We start from the raw sequence: 20,227 nt of genomic DNA on the forward strand, positions 1-20,227 counted from the left end.
GGCGCGTCCGGCGTCGTTACCTCAACAGTATTTTTCAGTCCACGACCTGGCCTCCCCCGCAAGAGGCCGGCCCCGTCGCGCTATCCATTGAAAGTCAAAGGGAACGTCACATAAAGTTGGAGGATAAGGCATGTCGACTGCAGACAGATTGCGAAGCATAGATCCGGCGGTATTCTGGCCGGCCGTAGCGATAACGGCCGGGTTCATCTCATGGGGAGCGGTGGCACCGGATAGCCTCGCCTCGGTCACCCAAGCTACTCTTTCGGCGATCATCAACGGTTTCGGATGGGGCTTTGTTGTTTCGACCGCGTGGTTCCTGGTCTTTGCCGGGTTCCTGGCGATCAGCCGTTTCGGCAGGATCAGGCTTGGCGCCGATGACGAACTTCCCGAATTCCGGACGGTTTCGTGGGTATGCATGATGTTCAGCGTCGGCATGGGCATCGGTCTGATGTTCTGGGGCGTTGCCGAGCCAGTTTTCCATTTTGGTGCACCGCCTCACGGGCTGGCGGGCGCGCAAACCAAGGAAGCTGCGCTGGTCGCAATGAAATATTCCTATTTCCATTGGGCGCTGCACCCTTGGGCGATCTATGCGATGGTCGGACTGGCGATCGCTTACTTCACCTACCGCAGGGGCTTGCCAATCCTGATCTCGAGTGCATTCACTCCCTTGCTCGGCAGCGCGGTTAACGGGCCGATCGGCAAGACGATCGATATTCTCGCCGTCATCGCCACGCTGTTCGGCACGGCGACATCACTCGGACTTGGCGCACAGCAGATCAACAGCGGCTTGAATTTTCTCTGGGGAACCGGCGAAGGAACAAGCATTGCGCTTGCGATCATCGTGGTGCTGTCGGTGCTGTTCATCCTTTCGGCGGTGTCCGGCGTCGGCAAGGGCGTCCAGTTTCTGAGCAACATGAACATGGTGGTCGCCGCCGCGTTGCTCCTCTTCCTGGCCATCGTCGGGCCGACCATCTTCATCCTCAACACGTTCACCGAAGCGCTTGGCGACTACCTGGCGGATCTCGTCACCATGTCGTTCCGCACCGCCGCCTTTAGCGACGGCAAATGGCTGGGCAGCTGGACGATCTTCTACTGGGCCTGGTGGGTGTCCTGGGCGCCTTTTGTCGGCGTGTTCATCGCTCGCATCTCGCGCGGCCGCACCATCCGCGAATTCGTCATCGGCGTTCTGCTCATTCCAAGCGGCGTAACCTTCCTCTGGTTCACCATCATGGGTGGCACGGCGCTGCATTCCGAACTGATGGGGGTCGGCGGGCTCGTCGAGGCGGTCAACAACAAAGGCGCAGCTATCTCGCTGTTTTCCCTGCTTGAACAGTATCCAGGAACTGCGTTCACGTCGTTCGTCGCGATCTTCCTTGTCGCCATCTTCTTCGTCTCGGGAGCGGATGCCGCCTCTATCGTGATGGGTATGCTGTCGTCCCGCGGCGCGCTTGAGCCAGCACGCGGCGTCGTCGTCCTGTGGGGCATCCTTGCAGGAGCGTCAGCCTGCGTGTTGCTGGTGATGGGAGGTTTGCAAGGCCTGCAGACCGCATCAATCATCGCGGCAGCGCCCTTCCTCGTCGTCATGGTCGGGCTGTGCGTCTGCTTATGGATGGCGCTGTTGGACGACCTCGAGGGGCGGAGCGAACCGGCTCCTAGCCTAGCCGAAAACCTGCAATTGGCCGCAGCGGCTGCGGCCGAGTAGGTTTCCGGCACTCCGTCCATGCGGCTAGCAATCCGCACCTGAAAACCACCTTCAGGTGCGGTTCTTGGGCGTACCGGAAAACTTGGCCCCGCTGACCAACGCTGATCGACGCAAGCTGGCAGACAGAAGCGTCGTCGGATTCATAACGAGTGGCCGCGACCTCCTCTGCACCAGGTGTGTTGGCCCTGCTCAATACCAGCGTCCTCGTCCGTACCAACCTCCGCCGAGCAGTAGAAGAACGAGTACTATGATGAGAAGTGTGGTCGTATCCATGCAGGTCTCCTCGAAGCACCTGACCATCTCCATCGCACTGCTTGCACGATGCGCCGGTCGCAATGATAACCAACGTCCATAGCGGGTTTTCGTTCCGCGCGCCGGAGGTCTCGACATCGACCGACAGGGCCCCCCGCGCACTCCGATAGACGACAGTTGCGTTCTCGCCCGTCTGATCGTTCAACATGAACGCCGCCCCGGTTGCGACGCCATCCAGAACGGTTAGCTCTGCCGTGACGCCAGCCTCTTGATAGGCCTTCAACGCCATGTCGCCGACGAACGAGACCTTCGCGCCTGCTCGCGCGCCGTAACCGCCTGATTGGTCCCCTTTTTTCACGAAGTCGTTAATACGAAGGTTTTTTTGCGGCGACCGGTCGCTGGCGGGCAAGACAGGCCGTGTCGGCGCGTTCAAGAGGGGATCGAGTTCTTAAGCGTAGCGCTCCTTGTGGATGGGAAACGCCTGCATTCAGGATGCCGTGATCCGCTCGCGGTACTTGTCGATAATGACCGCGAGGATGATGACGACCCCGGTGATCATCTGGCGCATGAAGTCGCTCAATCCGAAGAGGATGAGACCATTCGCCAGAACGCCGATGATGCAGGCGCCAAGCAGGGTGCCGACCACGGTGCCACGCCCACCATTGAGGCTGGTGCCACCGATGATAACGGCGGCAATCGCATTGAGTTCGAAGCCGATTCCGATAATCGGACTCGCGATGTTGAGCCGCGCCATATAGATCATGGCCGCAATCCCGACCAACGCGCCGGCGATTGTGAACGCCGCCACTTTGTAGAACATCAGAGAATGGCCCGCGAGGCGCACTGCCTCCTCGTTGTTGCCGATCCCGTAAAGCAAGCGGCCGAAGACTGTCTTGGACAGCACGAACCACGCGACCGCAACCAGTACCAGCGCAATGAGAAATACCACCGGCACGCCCACCACCATTTGCGAACCAAAGGCATTGAAACTTGGTGGGAACGAATAGATCGTGCGCGCATCGGTCACCTGCAGTGCGGCTCCACGCGCGATGTTGAGCATGCCGAGTGTGACGATAAAGGACGGCAGGCCCCAAAAGGCGCTGATCCAGCCGTTGAGGAAGCCGCAGACCACGCCCGTGCCAATAGCCGCGAGCGTTGCGAGACCAACAGCCTGAAACACCGAAAGCTCGGGGATGGTCAGAACCGTGCCCGCCACCACCGCACAAAAGGCAAGCATGGACCCGACCGACAAATCGATGCCGCCGATCAGGATGACAAATGTCATGCCAATGGCAAGGATGAGGTTGATCGTGATCTGGGTCAGGATGTTGGAGATATTGTTGGAGGTGAGAAAATGCTCGGTGCTCAGCGAGAAGAATACGATCAGCAGCAGCAGTGCGATCCCTATGCCGGCATCGCGAAGCAGCAACTTCATCGACATGCCCGACACAGTTGCCTCTGTTGGGGCGTTCAGCGTTGTTTTATCAAGTGCTTGCATCATCAGTGCCCCGTCTGTCTTCGTTCGCCATGGTAGGCATAAGTCAAAATCTTTTCTTCGGAGAAATCTGCGCGCGCCACTTCGCCAACGATGCGGTGCTGCGACATCACCATGATTCGGTCGCAAAGCGTCATCAGCTCAGGCAGCTCGGAAGAGACCACCAGCAAAGCCAGGCCCTTTTCGGCGAGCCTGCGGATCAGCGCGTAGATTTCCGCCTTGGCCCCGACATCGACCCCCCGGGTGGGCTCGTCGAGCAGCAGGATCTGTGGATTGCGCGCCAGCCACTTGGCTAGAACCACCTTCTGTTGGTTGCCCCCAGAAAGGGTGGCTGCATGCCTCGACGGACCGCCATATTTGAGCTTCAGATCCGCGCCGAACTGTTGCGTCATGGTATTTTCCATCTTGCGGTCGAGCAGGCCGACCCGTGAGATGCTGGACAGAGACGCAAGCGTGACGTTGGCAGCTATCGGCATTGCTAGAATCAGGCCTTCTTCCTTGCGGTCTTCTGTCACGAAGCCGATACCGGCCTGGATCGCTTCGCGCGGCGAGCGAAACGTGGCCGGCTTGCCATCTCTCAGAAGCGTTCCCGAGAGCGGCTGCTCGGCTGCGAAGATGGCGCGAAGCAATTCCGTCCTGCCTGAGCCCACAAGGCCGGCGATTCCCAGAATTTCGCCCTTGTGTAGATCAAGCGATATGCCCTCCGCATGGGGCGATTGGGCATGGCGGAAATTGACGAGCGAGAGTGCGGTGCCCTCCCCTGCGCTGGATATCGCCCCACTTGCCATTTCCCGCTGCAACTGCTGCCCCACCATACCCCGCACGAGTTCGTCATGGCTGGTCTCGCCGATGCGGCGAGAAAAGACAGTCTCGCCGTTGCGCAGAACTGTGACGCGGTCACAAATGCGGAAGATCTCGTCCAGATGATGCGAGACGAAGATCACCGAGACTCCACGGCTGCGCAGATCGTTGATGATGGCAAAAAGCCGGTCTGTCTCGCGTGACGTGAGCGTCGCGGTCGGCTCGTCGAGAATGAGGACACGGCTATCTGTCATCAGCGCACGGGCAACTTCGACCAACTGGCGGTGCGCGATGCCGAGGCGCTCGACCGGCCAGCGGACGTCGATATCCTTCAGACCGATGGCATCGAGGGCTGCGCGGGCCCGTGCATTCATGTCGTTGCGCCTGACTACGCCGAACAGATTGCGCGGCAGGTGCTCGATGAAGATGTTTTCCGCGACGGAAAGGAAAGGAAGCAGGTTGAATTCCTGATGCACGACCTGAAGTCCCCGCGCCTTCGCCTCGCGGGGCGTATGGGGCTCATAGGCTTCGCCCGCCAGACTGATTGCACCTGAATCGGGTTTCACGATGCCGCAGAGGACCTTGATCAGCGTGGACTTGCCAGCCCCGTTCTCGCCGATGAGCCCGTGTACTTCGCCGGGCGCAACCGACAATGTCACGCCGTTCAGCGCAACCGTGCCACCGAAGCGTTTGCGGACATCATGCAGGTCAAGGATGGGCAGACGCGGTGCGATCGCCTGGTGCGCTACGCCGGAATCCGTATGTGTCATGAGAACCCCCTCAAAAAAGAGAGCCGCACCGGACGACCAGTGCGGCACGTGTTGTCGGGGCTACTTCACGTTATCTTTGGTAACGAGTTCGATGTTGGTCTTGACCCAGCCCTCGAGCTTCGGCCCACCGGCCACGACCTCGAGTGCCTTGTCGATCGCGTCAGCCGCCATCTGCGAGCCGAACTGGTCTACCGTCGCCAGCAGCTTGCCATCCTTCACAAGCGGTGCGACAGCCGGCACATTGTCGAAGCCGACAACCTTGATGTCGGAACGACCGGCAACGTCCAGCGCCTTGATGACGCCGATGGCCATCGAGTCGTTGGCGGCCATCACCCCCTGGATGTCGGGATGGGCGGTCAGCATGGTCGAAAAGACCGAATTCGCTTCTTCCGTTTCCCAATGCGCGGTCCGGGAATCGAGCAGATCAAGCTTGCCTTCGGCGATCGCATCCTCAAAGCCAAGCTTGCGCTGGGCGGCGTTGTCAGCCCCAGGATTACCTTCAAGGATGACGACCTTGCCCCCCGCGCCAAGCGACTTGGCGAGCGCCTCGCCAACCATCTTGGCGCCACCCCGATTGTCCGGGCCAACGAAGGCAAGATCGATGCCCGCATCCTTCTTCGCCTGCTCATCGAGCGAGACGTCAAAGTTGACCACGGTGATTCCGGCATCCATTGCTTTCTTGAGCGGGGTGACCATCGCACGGGAGTCGGCCGGCGCGATGACGATAGCGTCCACGCCTTGCGTGATGAAGTTCTCCACGCCATTCAGCTGGCTTTCAAAATCCGTTTCATTCTGCATGCCGATGGCCTTGAGCTCATAGTCACCGCGCTTTTTTTCGTGAGCTTCGGCGCCTTCCAGCATGTTCTTGAAGAAATCATTGGCAAGCGACTTCATCACAAGACCGACCACCGGCTTGTCGGCCGCGACCGCGGCTGGCGGCAATGCGGCTGCAACAGAGAGCGCAATAATAGACGCAGCTGTAAAGAATTTCATGACCACTCCTCCTTTGATCTGACAGCCCTCCAGCCGTCGATGAAACGTTTCATAGCGTGTATGAGAACGTGAGTATGAGGTATTCTGAAAAACCCGTTTGGTCAATATGAAACGTTTCATTGCCATAAATGCCGCCCAGGCCGGAGAATTGTGCTAAAAACCCAGAAGTGAGCGTTTGGAGATCGTGTTGAGTCCCACTGTCAAGGATGTAGCGAGAGAGGCCAGGGTTTCTGTTGGAACCGTGTCTCGCGTGCTGGCCAGAAATGAAACTGTAAATCCGGGGATCCGACAACGGGTGGAAGAGGTCATCGCAAGGCTGGGATACAGACCAAGCAGCCTTGGCCGGAGCCTGAGACTGAACAAATCGGATATTATCGGCCTCATCATCCCCGACATCACCAATCCTTTTTTCGCAGAACTGGCGAAGCATTTGGAAACCCTCGCCTCGGCTGCTGGGTACTCTGTCCTGTTGGCGAACACGCATGATGATCCAAAAGCCGAGTGCAAACAGGTTCAGAGCCTGCTCTGCCGCGTGCCGGCCGGGATTGTCATCGCTCCGGTCAGCGGTAGCCTGGTTGGAGGAATTTTGCCCGATGGCCTGGTGAGCGTTACAATCGACCGCCCATTGACCGGGCATTCGCTGGTGGCGGTCGACAATTTCGAGGGTGGTCGTTTAGCGGCAAGCCACCTGCTGGAACTTGGTCATCGCAGGATCGGCTACATCAGTGGCCCTACTACAACTGACGTATCAATACAGCGTCTGAACGGCTTTCGGGGCCGAGTCGAGGAGGCATCCTCCGACCGGGCGCAGGATCTGGTCCAACTGACAGTTCTTGAAGGAAATTTCGACTACAAGTCTGGAGAGGCGATTGGACGAAAGCTCCTGCAGGGAAACGTGGGCCGGCGCCCGACGGCAATCGCTACCGCGAACGATCAGCAGGCTATCGGACTCCTGCGCGCTTCACGAGACCTGGGCATCCGTGTGCCGGAGGATCTATCCATTGTCGGATTTGACGACATTCCGCTGGCGTCTCTCGTTCTACCCCGTTTGACAACAGTTCGTCAGCCGATCGAGGAGATTGCGGAAATCGCCATCCGCGCGCTTCTTGGAAGCGGGCCGATTGTGGGACCGATAGCGCTGAGACCGGCTCTCGTCGAAAGAGACTCGACAGCGCCGCCGCCCGCTTGTTGAACCAGTGCTCACCACGCACGCGTTCCTGTCCGCGCAAACTAGGATGGACGGCGCTTACTTCAACTACATCGCCAAGGCAAGGATCGCCAGACGCCTGCAATGCGGCTCGGGTTGGGGAATGGTCCAGTTCGGCGCCAACCGAAAGGGAGGAACGTATGCGACGGACCCTAGTCATCAGCTTGTTGGTTATCTGCGCGGTTATGCCTTCTGGAAAATTCGCATGACCCGACAAGGCCCCAAGGCCGCGCTTCGGCCTTGCATTCTCCTGCGGATAAGCAAAGCAGCAAGGTGCGACAACCTCATAGTGTGTCGCAATATCCTGAGAAAAAATCAGCCAAGCTCAATTTCCCCGAGAACGTCTGCCGAAAAAGTTTATTTTTTGCAAGCGCGCTGAGTTTCGCTGTGTCGGGCCGCTTTCGCTCTTGCGCGGCCGGATCATGTTCAGTCATGGGCGGGCTCCTTCGAGATCGCCGCATGATCTGCATTCTTGCGTGAACAACTCCTTTTCCTTTGCTTCCTAACCTATTGTTTTTTATTGTGCTGTTGTGATTATGTTTTGGTATTCTAAACACCCAAAAAATGGAAGAGTCTGTGTCTGTAGATATCGGTAGCCGGCTGAGGTTCGTGAGGCTCCAGCATAATCTCTCTCAACGCGAACTAGCCAAACGCGCGGGCGTCACCAATTCGACAATTTCGCTGATCGAATCCAATTCATCCAACCCCTCGGTGGGCGCGCTGAAGCGGATATTGGACGGCATTCCGATCGGCCTCGCGGAGTTTTTCGCCTTCGAGCCGGGAAAACCAAAGAAGGCATTTTATGCGGCCGAGGAGTTAGTCGAGATCGGAAAGGGCAAGATCTCCTATCGGCAGATTGGAGAAAATCTCTTCGGACGCAGTCTGCAGATCTTGGCGGAGTGCTATCAGCCGGGCGCAGACACGGGCAAGGTTCCACTTGTTCACGAAGGAGAAGAGGGAGGCATCGTTCTGCGTGGACGCCTTGAAGTTACCGTCGACGATGAGCGACGCATTCTCGGCCCAGGAGACGCTTATTATTTTGAGAGCCGCCGGCCGCATCGCTTCCGATGTGTCGGACCGTCAGTCTGCGAAGTTGTCAGTGCATGTACGCCGCCGAGTTTCTAGCGCCGCAGCTGCATTTTAAATTGGAGGTGAGCTTGCCTTCCTGCTTACGTGCGGCTCCTGGCGAAATTCCGACCGAGGATTATGGGCGTGACATTTGGTTTTGCCAGCACACTCGCGCTGGCATGCCCCGGTCCGACTACGCGTTGATCACATTGGATTCGCAGATTTATGTGCCGCTCAGCCGGCGAATCTTTCCATGTTAAACCCACTCGGGGCGGGCGTGACGTTCAAGCGATCTGACTTTACCAGCATTGCGTCCTCGTGGCTGGTGGCGACCAGCATGACGACGAAGCTGACAGCGATCGCGAACGCGAATGCAAGATATATCTTCCATGCCATGAGGACTCTCCCTTTAACAACACTTTGAACAGACAATTCCATGAAAAGTTCCCTACCAACGATTCAGCCAAACCAGTTGCCGCGTCGCAATCTGCTTGAAGATGTCACGAACGGGTTCTCGAATCTGAAGCGCGCGACGTACCGGAGGCGGTAGCAGCGCGTCAAAGTGCTCCCGGCCAGGTTTCGGCGGTTGGCACGGCTCTTCCCTCGCCAGTGTCCAGACCCCAAGTGGAGCAGTCTGCTTCAATTCGCGCCACCAGAACATCACCCATTTCGTTGGTGTTTTGGAAGCGTCAAGCTTATCTTCTGGCGCTTAGCACCGCCTTTCGGGCGCCATTTTTGAGGATTGCAAGCGGTCCCTTCGCTGAACCTGCTAAGCATGCGAGCGCAGCGGCAGAACTCGTACCCCCTGCGAACCGAACCTCCAGCCGCGGAAGGGATGCGGTCGCTGCTTACTGCCAGAGAGGCTCGATGATTGGGTCATCGGCGGCCGGTTGCCGTGAGAACCGAGTTGCTATGATTGCGCGCTGCAGGGGATTTACCTGCGCCGTAGATTTTTTCGCGGAACGATCGCACTCCGCGGGCGTTTGCCTATGCAAGGAGTGCGACCGATGAAAAAGAAGATGGTCGAAGCGACTGTAAAGGTCGGCGGCAAACGCGTGGCGGTTGGAATCATGAATACCAAACAAGCGCTCGATATGCCTGCAGAAGAAGGTATGAAATTCAGCCATCCCGGCGGAAAGCCTGGAGAGACGGATGTACTTCTTAGTCGTAAAGAGCTCAAGCAGGCTCTGAGGCAACGTCCCGATCAGCCGCTGAAGCGGTCACTTTTGAGTCCAGACGCACCAACGCCGCCCGAGATGGAATTTGAACCAATCAATGAACTCCTCGAAGAGATGGAGCAGGAGGATAAGGAAAAGAATCGGACGTCGTGATCGAAAAAGACGTATCCGCGAGCGCGCGTGCCGTGATCGCGGAATTCGCTCGACCCCATTAATCATTGTTAGTGATCGCTCATTGAAGAACAATTCGAATGCCCGGTCGCTGGCAGTCGGATCGGGCGTCTGTCGTTCGAGCGATCAAGCGCTGCCGACAGTGCGATCTCTCGCGCAAGTCCCAACACTAATGGGCTGTATAGGCTCCATCTACAAGATGATAGCTTCCAGAGATGAAACTAGCTTGTTCCGACAAGAGGAAGCAGACAAGAGCTGAAACCTCTTGCGGCGTGCCGCGTCTAGCCATCGGCTGAAGGGCGACCATGCGACGGGTACTCACCGTGTCTGAATGGTCCAATAGAAGTGGCGTTTCGATCCAGCCAGGACCCACAGCATTGATGCGAACGCCCATTCTGGCGTACTCAATTGCCGCTACCTTCGTTAGTCCGACAACGCCATGTTTGGCGGCGGTGTAGGCCGACGCCGTTGGCAATCCAACACAACCGAGGATGGAGGACATGTTGACGATTGAGCCTCCGCCGTTTTGCACCATTGCGGCGATTTCATGCTTCATGCAGTAGAAAACGCCGTTGAGATTGACATTTAGCAATTTGTGCCACTCGTCAAGCGGGTAGTCCGCCGTCGCTTTTCTAACCCCATCGGTGCCTGCATTGTTGACCGCCAAATGCAGCGCGCCGCATCTGTCGATAACAAATTGGACGAGCCTTTCCACCGCGTCAGGGTCGCTAACATCGACTGCAATGTGTTGCGCCTGGCCCCCGAGCGAGCGTATCTCGGCGGCAACAGTCTGCGCAGCGTCTCCGTTGAGATCGGCAACGACAACTTCGGCCCCTTCTTCTGCGAGTTGTCTTGATACAGCCGCGCCTATGCCGGAACCTGCTCCAGTTACAAGCGCCACTTTCCCGTCGAAGCCAAGTTTCATCATGTCCACCCTTCTTGTTTGTTTTGGTCCAATCGAGCAGACGAAGATGGTCGGCGCAAGAAGTTTTCGTCAGACAGCGAGCAGACTCCTCATCTCTTGGAGAACCTCAGTAGTCTCTCGGATCGGTGCCGCGTGCCTTTACGCGACCGTGGGCGTTTGAACCGTGTGCCCTCGAAGCCGCCCTATGCAACGTTTCGACGAAGCGAGAGACTTGGTTCATTCGCGCTGGGATGTTAAAGACGAGATCGATTGACGACTGCTGAGCAGGTGAAAATGGACAGTGATGATATCGCACGCCGGGCGTTCGTGCTCGGCGGCCTCGCCTTGATGGCTTCGGGATGCACCTCAGCAATAAGGCGACTTGGGGAGCCTATTTCGATGGCGTACGCGGCGGCGCCTGATCGTCGCTACCGGCGCCGGCATGTCCGCTATGAGGGAAACGAGCCTCCTGGAACAATCGTTGTCGATACATCGCAACGCTATCTTTATGCCGTTGAGCACGGCGGCTGGGCCATGCGCTACGGCATCGGCGTCGGGGAGGAGGGGCGCACACTGAAGGGGAAGGCAACCATTGGACACAAGGCCGTATGGCCCTCGTGGACACCCACCGCCAATATGATAAGGCGCAAACCTCATTTGCAGCAATATGCCTCCGGCGTGCCCGGTGGTCCGCACAATCCGCTCGGTGCCTCCGCACTTTACCTCTACCGCGGCGGGCAGGACACGATGTTCCGGCTGCACGGGACAAACGAGCCGTGGACGATAGGCCAGGCGGTATCAAGCGGATGCATTCGTCTGACAAATGAAGACATCGTGGATCTTTACGAGCGGACCCCTCTGGGAACGACGGTATTGGTGGTCTGATAAAGAGTCTGCAAGATTCAGTATTGAAAGCGATGCAATGTGTCCTAGTTGTCGTTGGGCAGCTCGATAAGGGCAACCCGGCGCCAACTGTGCTTTTTTTGCACTATGCGCCGGTGTAATTCGTCCGTACTACTGTATGCGTTGCCTTCGATAACCTGATTCCGTGCTGAGGAGAGGAGTACTTAATGAGCAGAATTCTGATCGTGATTGTAGCCTTGTTTTCCGTTGCCAGTCTGAGTGCATGCGGAGCAATTGGCAAAGGCAAGGGGAAAGCCCCGCCGCCGGCCGTCGATACAGTGGAACCGGCGCCGGTCTATAAGTGACCGCAACTTTTATCCGCGGGGAAGGGCTTCTTGCCCTTCCCCGTCTGCAATCCGCTGAACGGACAGGGTCGCATGCGGCACTGTCCTTAGATCGGAGAAGGCCTGCTGCGTAAGGGTTCGGGAGACAGCGCGTGGCGATAGCGCTCACAACACGACGAATAATGATCGCAGTCATGCTGGTACTATCGGCCGCAGCCTGCCAGACGCAAGACAAGCACCCTGAACCGCGGTTTGTTTCGGATGCCCGCCCCGCCTTTGAGGTCAATGAGAGCCGGCATTTCATCGAATTCCGCTCTCGCTACGCCCTCAGCTATGGTCATTCCTACGTGATCTTCGGGCGCGAAGGTGCGCCTGGGGAGATGATTGATCCCGAGGTCGCAGGCCTTGCCCCTGCTACGGCCAATACCACGCCCTATGTCCTCGGCCATTTTTTGCCGGTGCCGGCCGAGACTGGTGCAAGCGATGGCGACTTGGAAGAGGAGTACCGGTCGGCAAGCTGGCGCGTTATGTTGACCGAAGCCCAATACAAAAAAACCGTTGCCCACATACGGCAACTAAAGGCCAAATCCCGCTTCTGGCAGGCGTCGATTTACAATTGCAACGCTTTTGTCGCGGACATCGCACGCTCCATGGGGTATAAGGCCCCCAGCATCTGGCTCAGGCCCCAACAATTCATTACGAAGCTTCGAGAGATGAACGTGGGGTGAGCGCGGGCCTGCTGACACCTTATGCGCCACGTTGACGGCAGATCACAGAAAGGCCGGTGACCCAAATTGAACGTGTCCGTAGCTGCGGCTGGCGAGATCGTCTGGATGATTGGCATCGTCGTCTGGTATGTAATTCGGTATCCTTTCGAACGCCGCGCAAAGCGCGTGCGGATCGTCAGTCACCGCCGTTCTGGTCTTGACAGGTTTGCGCTCGCGTCGGCCCTTTTCGGCCTCGCCATCTTGCCAGCATTTTATGTCGTGACTGGTATTCCGAGGGCTGCCGACTATCCGGCCCACTCCTGGGCCATCTTTGTCGGCGCATCGATGTTTGCTCTTGCAATGTGGATCTTTCGGCGAACCCACAAGGAACTTGGCCGGAACTGGTCCGTTACGCTAGAGATCCGTGACCGGCACGAACTGGTGTGTGGCGGACCATACGCTCTCATCCGCCACCCCATGTATACTTCATTCCTGCTCATGGGACTTGGACAGGCGTTTCTGCTTTCAAATTGGATCGCCGGACCAGCAGGCATTATCGGCTTCGCAGTGCTTTTTTTTGCTCGAGCCGACAAGGAGGAGCGTATGATGTTGGAGATTTTCGGCTCGCGGTATCGCGACTATATGCGCCGGACCAAGCGCATTATCCCTTATTTGTATTAGAGGTAAACTGATGCGAGGACGAGCCCTCAAGCTTTCCGCACCAAGGCGCCTTGTCGGAGATCTGATGCGATTCTCGATCGGGATCCCCCGTGTCACGGTGCAGCGCCAGATGAACCTTCGCACTCTTCAAAGGGCGCGAATGACGGGGCCAAGCAAACCATCGTGGACGGTTCTTTTCCTAAAGGGATACGCGCTCCTTGCCCGAGAGATACCGGATCTTCGGCGCGCTTACGTCAAGTTCCCCAGGCCCCAGCTCTATGAATACCCAGTCAGCGTAGCCTCCGTTGCCCACGAACGCGAGTATGACGGAGAGCGGGTCGTGCTGTTAAGTACTATCAAGTGTCCGGAGCGCTCATCCGTCACGGAACTGGAGGCGTTAATTCAGGCGACCCGAACCCGTCCAATCCTGGAGATCAAGGAGTTCCGGCGCGCGTTGAAAATCGCTCATGCGCCGGCACCAATCCGATGGCTTCTCATGTGGCTCGGCTTGAATATCGCGCGGAAGCGCGCGCACTATTTCGGCACTTTCCAGTTGTCGGTCTATTCCGGCCTCGGCGCAGAGTCGCTCAACCCCCTTACGCCTTTGACGACCCTTCTCAATTATGGCCCGATCTGCGAAGACGGGATGGTAAACGTTCGCATTCACTATGATCACAGGGTGATGGATGGTGCGAATGTCGCGCGGGCGTTGGAGCGGTTCGAACAAATTTTAAACAACGAGATCGCGGGTGAAATCACGGACCTTGCTCAAAGTGGAGCCTTCTCGGAGGCAATGCTCCCGGGCGCAGCGTTATGACGGTGCACAGCAATGTTCGCATGGCCGTGGTTGTAGTGGGCGCGTCCCAGGGCATCGGCAAGGAAGTCGCCAAAATTGCTGCTAAGGAGGGCACGCCGGTCGTGCTCATCGCACGTTCGCCTGAAGCGCTGTCGGCAGCCGCTGCGGAGGCGCGGCAGAGGGGAGGCGACGTTTTCACGTTGGAGCTTGATATTGTGGCGTGCGATGCGACCGCGCGCCTGCAGGATTTTCTCACCAATAACGGCTTGGTCTGCGATGTATTGGTCAACAGCGCCGGGTACGGCTTGCGTGGAGCGGCCACGGCACTTCCGCTGAAGGATCAGCTTGGTATCATCGACCTCAACATCCGCGCTCTTAGTGACCTGACACTCTACTTCCTCCCAGGAATGGTTGCCCGCGGCCGTGGTGGCGTGCTCAACCTTGCCTCTGTAGCCAGCTTCACACCTGGGCCCAATATGGCTGTTTACTACGCCAGCAAAAGCTTCGTGCGATCTTTTTCGGAGGCACTACATCAGGAGTTGCGCGGCACCGGTGTGACGGTCACATGTGTTGCTCCGGGCCCTGTCGCCACAGAATTCCTCGAAAGGTCCGGCGCCAATAAGGCACCGCTGTTTAAGATATTGCCCAACCTGAAGCCGGAATATGTGGCCGAACGGGCGTGGAAGGGCTTCAAGTCCCGTCGTCGCCTTGTCGTGCCAAGCCTATCAGCCAAGCTGGTCGCACTTGCCGCTGCGCTGATTCCACATGCATTAATGCTTCCGCTTATCGCCCGATTGCAACGAAGAAGCACCGATCCCTGCCCCTGTGGCTCGGGTAAGCAATATAGAAAATGCTGCGGGGCGGCGCGCTGACGCAAGACGAGATACGAGCGTAGCAAGTCATTCCCATAAGCCATCGACACCGACGGTCAGTATCCTGTCATTTCCAGGTAGCCCAACCCCTTTGCACTTCCTTCGAATGTAACTGGTCCCTCCCAGTACGGGGTCGTGGTTGCCATCCATGCCTGGTCATTCAAAGGCCTGGATGTGACGTCGAACCCGCGCGCTGGGATCTGGACGCGCCAGGCCACTGGAATGTCCTTGTTCCCCACACGGGCAATGCGGACTGGCGTGATCTGCAGTGATCCGACTGGCAGGGGAGTAGGTTTACCCTCCGGAGAAATCCAGTTCGCGGATGTGTAGCCGCCGCGAGCGTCGCGAAGCCGAAACGCCATCACCTTCTCGCCGGAGTTCAGATGGAGAGAAAACCATTCCCACCCGGTCTGGTCCTTGGCCAGGGGCTGTGAGGACCATTCCCGATCAAGCCACGCCTTCCCGCGGACGCGAACAGTCTTCCCGTCGATATCGACAGACCCGGAGACTTCGTAAAAGGGTTGCGAATAATAGTAGCTCGCCTGCCCCTCCGCCGATTTCACCGAATAGCCCTGGTCTCCCTGCAGCACAAGGGGACCGGTGGCCGAGAGTTCGAGCGTGTAGCTGAAATCCTTACCGGTCGCGTGCAAGCTGACTTTGTCGAGCTGATTGGCTCCCGAATGTGGTAGGCCTTTCATTTCCCAGTCGTCAATCCAGGCGAAAAACGGCTCGGCCGCGACACCTGCCTGACCGACGCCTCCACGGGCAAGCCGTTCGGCGACGAAATGCTTGTCTTTCGTGGTAATCGCGGCATGGCCCATCCAGATCTGCGGGTCTAACCAACCGCTATCGGTCCTTGGCGCAAGCGCGGAACGAAAGAGTGTCCATTGAACGCCGAACGCCGTCCCGTCCTCTGCCTGAAGGTTCGCCGTGGCGTACCACCATTCGATCCGGAAATCGGGATGAGGACCGTGATCGGCGGGAAACGCGAGTCGACCGCCTGGACGGGGGATAGCGAAGCTGTCCGCGGTGGAGCCAAGCCCGGCAAACCCTTGCGGGATGGCGGCTTTCGGAGGGACGAGAAGCAAGGTTGCGGTCAGCAAGCTCGCCACGATACGTCTAACGTTCATTGGCAAACACCCTCAGCAGATCCGATGGTGCGATCGTTGCCAGACGTCGGAGCGGCACGAAGATGGACACGATCGCCGCAGCGAGAGCCACTATCGCGAGGATTAGCCAATCCATCGGGAAAATCCGCATCGGGAGACGCCAGCCGAAAGCTTCGACGTTGACAATTGACAGCAGCACCCAGGCCAGCGCAAGGCCGACAGGCACGGCGGCAATGAAGGTGGCGAGCCAGAGCGCCAGAGTGCGCAGCACTTCGAGCAGGGCGAGGTCGCGCCGCCTGATCCCCATGGCCCAGACAGGCGCAAGCTGAGGCAGCCGAATGCCCGAAAGCGTCAGCAGGCTGGAAAACATCGCAAAGCCCGCAACGCCGAGTGTGAAGGCATTGAGCGCACCGGTCACCACAAATGTCCGATCGAAGACGGCGCGGGATTGCCGTTTCAAGGTGGTTTGGTCAATGACGTTCTCGGCCGGCAGGCCAAATTCGGATGTCAGGCGCTCCTTCAAGCCCGCAGCATCCGCCGGCGGAACCCGCACGCCGTATCGCAGTTTCGAAACATGGGGGTAGTGTGCGGCCAGCGCGTCTATTCCCACAATAACCTGCCCTTTCGGATTGCCGTAGTCGGAATAGACCCCGACGATCGGCACCTCCCATCCGCCGGGTAATACGAGACCAGTCCCAATACCAAGAGCCTTCCGACGCCAGAACTGCTCGTTGACAAGTACACCCCGCCCTGCCGCAATACGATCCCACACATCGACAGTACCGGACAGGAGTGGCCAGTTGTCCCGATAAGTGGGATCGTCTGCCGCCGCGCCGAAGATCTCCAGCCTGTCTCCAAGCACCTCGCCTGCCACGCTCCAGATGGGAAGCACCGATGTCGAACGGGCCGGCAGCCATGCCCGCAACCGAGATGCCTCGCTTTCGTCGCGCGCCATGACGTAAAGCTCTGCTGCGAGCCGCTGGTCGAGCCACCCGATGAAGGTCAGGCGGAAGCTGGACACCATCGTGCCGACGCCGACATTGGCTGCCAGAGCGAGCAGGAGCGCCATAAGAGCCAGGCTGAGCCCCGGCAGTTGCTGGCGTGTGTCGGCCCAGAACCAGGTGACGAGTGCCCGCGACGAGCGCTTCTGCAGGACTGCCAGACAAGCGGACAGCACCCCGGGAAGCATCAGGGCTGCTCCCAGCAGCAGACATCCCAACACAGCGAACCCAACCATCAGCCCGTGCCCGAACGTGGCCAAAGCGCCCGACATGATCAGCAAGAGCAGGCCAACCGCGAGCTGCACTCGGATGCCCACTGTCGTCGCACGTAACCAGGCGCGCGGCTGCGCTGCGGTCAGCAATGGCATGCTGCGGACCCGCCAGAGGCTCTCAGCCGACGAGACGATCGTTCCGGCAATCGCCATTGCGAGACCGGTTGCCCACCATGAGGGCCGGATGGACAGCGAGGACGGCACGCTTGCTCCGTAGAGGCCCTGTAGAGTTGCCGCCACGTCCGGCAGCAAGAGGGAGGCGACGACATATCCTATTACCACGCCCACCACCCCGGCAACGAACGCCAGCACCAGAAGCTCCGTCACCAGCAGCAGGGTCAGCGAAGACAGAGGGAGCCCGAGCGAACGCAAGGTCCGAAAGGTCGCTCGGCGCTGCTCGAAGGCAAGACCGACCGTCGCGTAGACGATGAAAAGCCCGACAACAAAGGCGAGGAACCCGAAAGCGGTCAGGTTGAGGTGAAAACTATCGGTGAGTTGCGCGACATCGGGTCGGTCTCCCGGCTCCTTCCGTGCGATCTCGGGTGCGATCGTGCCGAGCGACGGCAGATCCGGGCGTTGTTCCACAGCAACAAGGAGCCGGCTCAGTTCGCCGCGCCTTTTAAGAACGCTTTCGGCAATGCCTATGTCGGTGAATGCGGCTCCATCCGGCATATCCGGCGAAATCTGGAGCTGCATCTGGGTGTGACCCTTGAGTTTCAGAGCCGTCCCCTGCGAGACGATGAGGACGCCAGGCTGCGACATGAAGGCGGTGAGATTGCTCGTGTCTCCGGTTTTGAAGCCACCCGCTTTGGCCGGCATTGTCAGCGGATCGATGCCGATCAGCCGCACGCGCGTGTTTCCGATGCGATGGTCACCCTCGATGACGGGGGAAACATTCCAGCCTGCTCGTCTCAATTTGGTGTAGGTCCCTTGCGGGATGGAATCGCCGCGGCGTGGCACGAGTTGCGTCAACTCCTTCTGATCAAGCACCGAGGACGCCCGCGCGTAGCTCGCCCGAGCCTCGGCGTTGATCGCCTGGACCCCGGACCACAGCGCGGTCGCCAGAGAAAGCCCGAGGACAAGGGTGGCGAGCTGCAGGGGTCGACGACGCCAATGCGAGAGGAGAGCCGTAGCGGCGGTCCAGAGCATCAGACGATCTTTCCGCCACTGAGATGAACCTTGCGGTCGAGCATCTGCGCCAACCTTGAAGAATGCGTCACCATTAGCAGCGCGGCGCCGGCACTCTTCGTCAGCGACAGCATGATGCCGATGACGGCATCTCCGGTCGATTCGTCGAGATTTCCGGTCGGTTCGTCGGCGAGAACCAGCGGCGGCCGGGCGGCCAGTGTCCTGCCGATTGCCACCCTCTGCTGTTGTCCTCCGGACAACTGCTCGGGGTATCGAGACAGAAGAGCCTCGATCCCGAGCCGCCCCACAAGCTCCCTTTCCCACTCCCGGTCGTGCCGTCCGGCGAGCTTGGCATGAAAGGAAATGTTGGCTGCGACGTCGAGCGACGGAATTAGATTGAACTGTTGGAATACCAGCCCGACCGCCGCACGCCGATACTCGGCCCTTCCCCGATCATCCAGCGCGGCGATATCCCGACCGGCTGAAAGGATCTGCCCGGTATCGGGATGGTCAAGGCCGCCGGCGAGGTGGAGTAGCGTGCTCTTGCCGCTTCCTGACTCTCCCGTCAGCGCGACACTCTCGCCGGCGTCGAGATCGAAATCGATGCCCTTCAGGATGTCGAGACGTCCCTCGGCGGTGGTGTAGGATTTGCTGACGTTTCGCAGAGAGAGAAGCATTAGGCACAGATCGATCAATGCAGGAACGTGAATGTATGTAGGCTTCGCGATCAGGTTTGTAACCCGTGTCGGGTGGCTATTTTCGCAAAGACAAGCGACGCCACACCAGGATCTTCGAACGGGCATCACTTTTGGGAATTTCTTGGTGGAATGAGAACAATCGACAATTTGAACTGCACATCGAGTTGGCAGCGATGTCGGATGCAAAATGACCCCGCACGGAACGGCACGCGCAGTGTGGCGTTGTACTTTGGGCAAGAATTCCGCCGAGTGCCGGCGTTTGCGCGCCGCTTAGTGGTATCGGGACAATCGAATGTCGCTCGTCACCACGTCCGTTCCCGTTTTGAGATCCCTGTCGATGGTACGCAGTCTGAGGCGATTGCCGCCGACCTTTTCGATCGTCATCTTGGCGGAGTGGTCGCCGTTGATTTTACGGCCCCAGCGTACCGCAAGGTCGATTGAATTTCCTGTGCGCGTCCCCGACAGCTTCGACGGCACTCCTGATGGCCCAAGATAAGTTCCGCTATATCTTGGGCCGGTGGCCTGAATGTCCGCGGACACTGTTCGGTGCACAACCACAAGGCCACGGCACGAGCCCCTCATCGCAAGGGACGTGCCGGCGGCTTTGGTTTCGAAGTCGCAAAGTACATTTATCGGGGAGGACCCGATCCTCATTGTGACCGTGCCCGTGCCTGACCACGTACCACGCAGCGACCGCAGGAATCCGGCTTCGTCGGCCAGGGCAGGGTGGGACAGAGCGGTCAAGGCCACGATCGCGGCACGGATCCATGATGTCTTCATTGGACTTCGCCTTTGCTAAGTTGGAGGCCAACAGCCTGAAACACCAAGGCGCGATGGGGATGCGGAACATACGTCCCTCGTGCGCACAGCGTGGTTGGTTGTCTCGGTCAGAGGGGCTCCGGCTCCCGGATGTGACTGCAAGCTACTTCACATAGACGATCTTGCCGCCTTGGCTGCTGGCTGATTCGTGAGCCGCGCACCTAGCTGGTCCGTCCACCGTCCTAGATTGTAAAGAGAGAACCAAAGGCCGCCACCAATTGTTCCGGAGCGAGGGAAATTTCGGGCTGTGCAGCCACGCAGGCGCCTTGATGCCCTGTTGGACTTGCTGCGTTAGCGCGCCCACATCATTGTCGCGAAGATGGAGAGACATCAATTTTTTCATGATTTTCCCAATTGGGAAAACATTCGGCGAACCGGGCATCAAGCAGTGAATTTTCAAAGCAGGTCTGCAATGTACATGCCGCTGCCATGGAAAC

The 20,227-nt window shown here is 58.6% G+C and carries 19 protein-coding genes; 10 read left to right on the forward strand and 9 right to left on the reverse strand.

Annotated features, from left to right (window positions below; all coding sequences use genetic code 11):
* Nucleotides 1–130 precede the first annotated feature (130 nt).
* Complete coding sequence (locus A3AY_RS0132640; protein ID WP_018329871.1) at nucleotides 131–1,702, forward strand: BCCT family transporter; 1,572 nt, start codon at nucleotides 131–133, stop codon at nucleotides 1,700–1,702.
* A gap of 739 nt (nucleotides 1,703–2,441) precedes the next feature.
* Here A3AY_RS0132640 and A3AY_RS0132645 read toward each other — a convergent pair.
* The 3 genes from A3AY_RS0132645 to A3AY_RS0132655 are packed head-to-tail and all read right to left on the reverse strand — an operon-like array spanning nucleotide 2,442 to nucleotide 6,013.
* Nucleotides 2,442–3,395: an ABC transporter permease gene (locus A3AY_RS0132645; RefSeq protein WP_085995087.1), complete on the reverse strand. Its 954-nt coding sequence runs from the start codon at nucleotides 3,393–3,395 to the stop codon at nucleotides 2,442–2,444.
* Between the two features lie 59 nt (nucleotides 3,396–3,454).
* Entirely contained in the window at nucleotides 3,455–5,020 is a 1,566-nt protein-coding gene (locus A3AY_RS0132650; protein WP_018329873.1) for a sugar ABC transporter ATP-binding protein, read from the reverse strand.
* 60 nt (nucleotides 5,021–5,080) lie between these two features.
* On the reverse strand, nucleotides 5,081–6,013 hold the full coding sequence (locus tag A3AY_RS0132655; protein ID WP_018329874.1) for a sugar ABC transporter substrate-binding protein: 933 nt from the start codon (nucleotides 6,011–6,013) through the stop codon (nucleotides 5,081–5,083).
* A 184-nt stretch (nucleotides 6,014–6,197) separates the two neighbouring features.
* Between A3AY_RS0132655 and A3AY_RS0132660 the strand changes: the two genes are divergently transcribed.
* A complete protein-coding gene (locus A3AY_RS0132660; RefSeq protein ID WP_245275979.1) occupies nucleotides 6,198–7,205 on the forward strand; it encodes a LacI family DNA-binding transcriptional regulator in 1,008 nt (335 codons plus the stop codon).
* Between the two features lie 299 nt (nucleotides 7,206–7,504).
* Here the strand turns inward: A3AY_RS0132660 and A3AY_RS39535 are convergent, their stop codons facing one another.
* Entirely contained in the window at nucleotides 7,505–7,654 is a 150-nt protein-coding gene (locus A3AY_RS39535) for a hypothetical protein (protein WP_154663366.1), read from the reverse strand.
* Between the two features lie 142 nt (nucleotides 7,655–7,796).
* Here A3AY_RS39535 and A3AY_RS0132665 point away from each other — a divergent pair, with 142 nt between their 5' ends.
* On the forward strand, nucleotides 7,797–8,345 hold the full coding sequence (locus A3AY_RS0132665) for a cupin domain-containing protein (protein ID WP_018329876.1): 549 nt from the start codon (nucleotides 7,797–7,799) through the stop codon (nucleotides 8,343–8,345).
* 177 nt (nucleotides 8,346–8,522) lie between these two features.
* Here the strand turns inward: A3AY_RS0132665 and A3AY_RS39540 are convergent, their stop codons facing one another.
* Nucleotides 8,523–8,684: a hypothetical protein gene (locus A3AY_RS39540; protein ID WP_018329877.1), complete on the reverse strand. Its 162-nt coding sequence runs from the start codon at nucleotides 8,682–8,684 to the stop codon at nucleotides 8,523–8,525.
* Between the two features lie 611 nt (nucleotides 8,685–9,295).
* Here A3AY_RS39540 and A3AY_RS40975 point away from each other — a divergent pair.
* Nucleotides 9,296–9,619, forward strand: coding sequence for a hypothetical protein (locus A3AY_RS40975; protein WP_018329878.1), 324 nt, complete (start codon nucleotides 9,296–9,298; stop codon nucleotides 9,617–9,619).
* A 187-nt stretch (nucleotides 9,620–9,806) separates the two neighbouring features.
* On the opposite strand, the gene A3AY_RS0132680 is transcribed toward A3AY_RS40975, so the two are convergent.
* Nucleotides 9,807–10,562: an SDR family NAD(P)-dependent oxidoreductase gene (locus tag A3AY_RS0132680; protein WP_026204064.1), complete on the reverse strand. Its 756-nt coding sequence runs from the start codon at nucleotides 10,560–10,562 to the stop codon at nucleotides 9,807–9,809.
* A gap of 273 nt (nucleotides 10,563–10,835) precedes the next feature.
* Between A3AY_RS0132680 and A3AY_RS0132685 the strand changes: the two genes are divergently transcribed.
* From A3AY_RS0132685 to A3AY_RS0132710, 6 genes are all read left to right on the forward strand, one after another.
* Nucleotides 10,836–11,426, forward strand: coding sequence for a L,D-transpeptidase (locus A3AY_RS0132685; protein ID WP_026204065.1), 591 nt, complete (start codon nucleotides 10,836–10,838; stop codon nucleotides 11,424–11,426).
* A gap of 185 nt (nucleotides 11,427–11,611) precedes the next feature.
* Nucleotides 11,612–11,749, forward strand: coding sequence for a lipoprotein (locus tag A3AY_RS0132690; RefSeq protein WP_018329881.1), 138 nt, complete (start codon nucleotides 11,612–11,614; stop codon nucleotides 11,747–11,749).
* 137 nt (nucleotides 11,750–11,886) lie between these two features.
* Entirely contained in the window at nucleotides 11,887–12,456 is a 570-nt protein-coding gene (locus tag A3AY_RS0132695) for a hypothetical protein (protein ID WP_026204066.1), read from the forward strand.
* Between the two features lie 72 nt (nucleotides 12,457–12,528).
* A complete protein-coding gene (locus A3AY_RS0132700; protein WP_026204067.1) occupies nucleotides 12,529–13,116 on the forward strand; it encodes a protein-S-isoprenylcysteine O-methyltransferase in 588 nt (195 codons plus the stop codon).
* Between the two features lie 10 nt (nucleotides 13,117–13,126).
* Nucleotides 13,127–13,912: a hypothetical protein gene (locus tag A3AY_RS0132705; RefSeq protein WP_026204068.1), complete on the forward strand. Its 786-nt coding sequence runs from the start codon at nucleotides 13,127–13,129 to the stop codon at nucleotides 13,910–13,912.
* Nucleotides 13,909–14,763 (forward strand): SDR family NAD(P)-dependent oxidoreductase, encoded by an 855-nt coding sequence (locus tag A3AY_RS0132710; RefSeq protein ID WP_018329885.1) that lies wholly within the window; start codon nucleotides 13,909–13,911, stop codon nucleotides 14,761–14,763. Before A3AY_RS0132705 ends, A3AY_RS0132710 begins: the two co-directional genes overlap by 4 nt.
* A gap of 56 nt (nucleotides 14,764–14,819) precedes the next feature.
* On the opposite strand, the gene A3AY_RS0132715 is transcribed toward A3AY_RS0132710, so the two are convergent.
* From A3AY_RS0132715 to A3AY_RS0132725, 3 genes are read right to left on the reverse strand one after another with little or no spacing between them, the layout of a single operon-like run.
* Nucleotides 14,820–15,893, reverse strand: a complete 1,074-nt coding sequence (locus A3AY_RS0132715; protein WP_018329886.1) for a lipocalin-like domain-containing protein — start codon at nucleotides 15,891–15,893, stop codon at nucleotides 14,820–14,822.
* Entirely contained in the window at nucleotides 15,883–18,294 is a 2,412-nt protein-coding gene (locus A3AY_RS0132720; RefSeq protein ID WP_018329887.1) for an ABC transporter permease, read from the reverse strand. The genes A3AY_RS0132715 and A3AY_RS0132720 overlap by 11 nt, the downstream gene beginning before the upstream one ends.
* Nucleotides 18,294–18,950 (reverse strand): ABC transporter ATP-binding protein, encoded by a 657-nt coding sequence (locus tag A3AY_RS0132725; RefSeq protein WP_018329888.1) that lies wholly within the window; start codon nucleotides 18,948–18,950, stop codon nucleotides 18,294–18,296. Before A3AY_RS0132725 ends, A3AY_RS0132720 begins: the two co-directional genes overlap by 1 nt.
* Nucleotides 18,951–20,227: the final 1,277 nt, after the last annotated feature.

The sequence above is a fragment of the Rhizobium giardinii bv. giardinii H152 genome (assembly GCF_000379605.1).
Classification (GTDB): domain Bacteria; phylum Pseudomonadota; class Alphaproteobacteria; order Rhizobiales; family Rhizobiaceae; genus Pararhizobium; species Pararhizobium giardinii.

Bases quoted from the DNA above. Each gene is read 5' to 3' on its own strand.
- A3AY_RS0132685 (WP_026204065.1), top strand. From the start codon at position 10,836: ATGGACAGTGATGATATCGCACGCCGGGCGTTCGTGCTCGGCGGCCTC.
- A3AY_RS0132705 (WP_026204068.1), top strand. From the start codon at position 13,127: ATGCGAGGACGAGCCCTCAAGCTTTCCGCACCAAGGCGCCTTGTCGGA.
- A3AY_RS0132725 (WP_018329888.1), bottom strand. From the start codon at position 18,950: ATGCTTCTCTCTCTGCGAAACGTCAGCAAATCCTACACCACCGCCGAG.
- A3AY_RS0132640 (WP_018329871.1), top strand. From the start codon at position 131: ATGTCGACTGCAGACAGATTGCGAAGCATAGATCCGGCGGTATTCTGG.
- A3AY_RS0132655 (WP_018329874.1), bottom strand. From the start codon at position 6,013: ATGAAATTCTTTACAGCTGCGTCTATTATTGCGCTCTCTGTTGCAGCC.
- A3AY_RS0132650 (WP_018329873.1), bottom strand. From the start codon at position 5,020: ATGACACATACGGATTCCGGCGTAGCGCACCAGGCGATCGCACCGCGT.
- A3AY_RS0132715 (WP_018329886.1), bottom strand. From the start codon at position 15,893: ATGAACGTTAGACGTATCGTGGCGAGCTTGCTGACCGCAACCTTGCTT.
- A3AY_RS39535 (WP_154663366.1), bottom strand. From the start codon at position 7,654: ATGACTGAACATGATCCGGCCGCGCAAGAGCGAAAGCGGCCCGACACA.
- A3AY_RS40975 (WP_018329878.1), top strand. From the start codon at position 9,296: ATGAAAAAGAAGATGGTCGAAGCGACTGTAAAGGTCGGCGGCAAACGC.
- A3AY_RS0132690 (WP_018329881.1), top strand. From the start codon at position 11,612: ATGAGCAGAATTCTGATCGTGATTGTAGCCTTGTTTTCCGTTGCCAGT.
- A3AY_RS39540 (WP_018329877.1), bottom strand. From the start codon at position 8,684: ATGGCATGGAAGATATATCTTGCATTCGCGTTCGCGATCGCTGTCAGC.
- A3AY_RS0132710 (WP_018329885.1), top strand. From the start codon at position 13,909: ATGACGGTGCACAGCAATGTTCGCATGGCCGTGGTTGTAGTGGGCGCG.
- A3AY_RS0132720 (WP_018329887.1), bottom strand. From the start codon at position 18,294: ATGCTCTGGACCGCCGCTACGGCTCTCCTCTCGCATTGGCGTCGTCGA.
- A3AY_RS0132645 (WP_085995087.1), bottom strand. From the start codon at position 3,395: ATGTCGATGAAGTTGCTGCTTCGCGATGCCGGCATAGGGATCGCACTG.
- A3AY_RS0132680 (WP_026204064.1), bottom strand. From the start codon at position 10,562: ATGAAACTTGGCTTCGACGGGAAAGTGGCGCTTGTAACTGGAGCAGGT.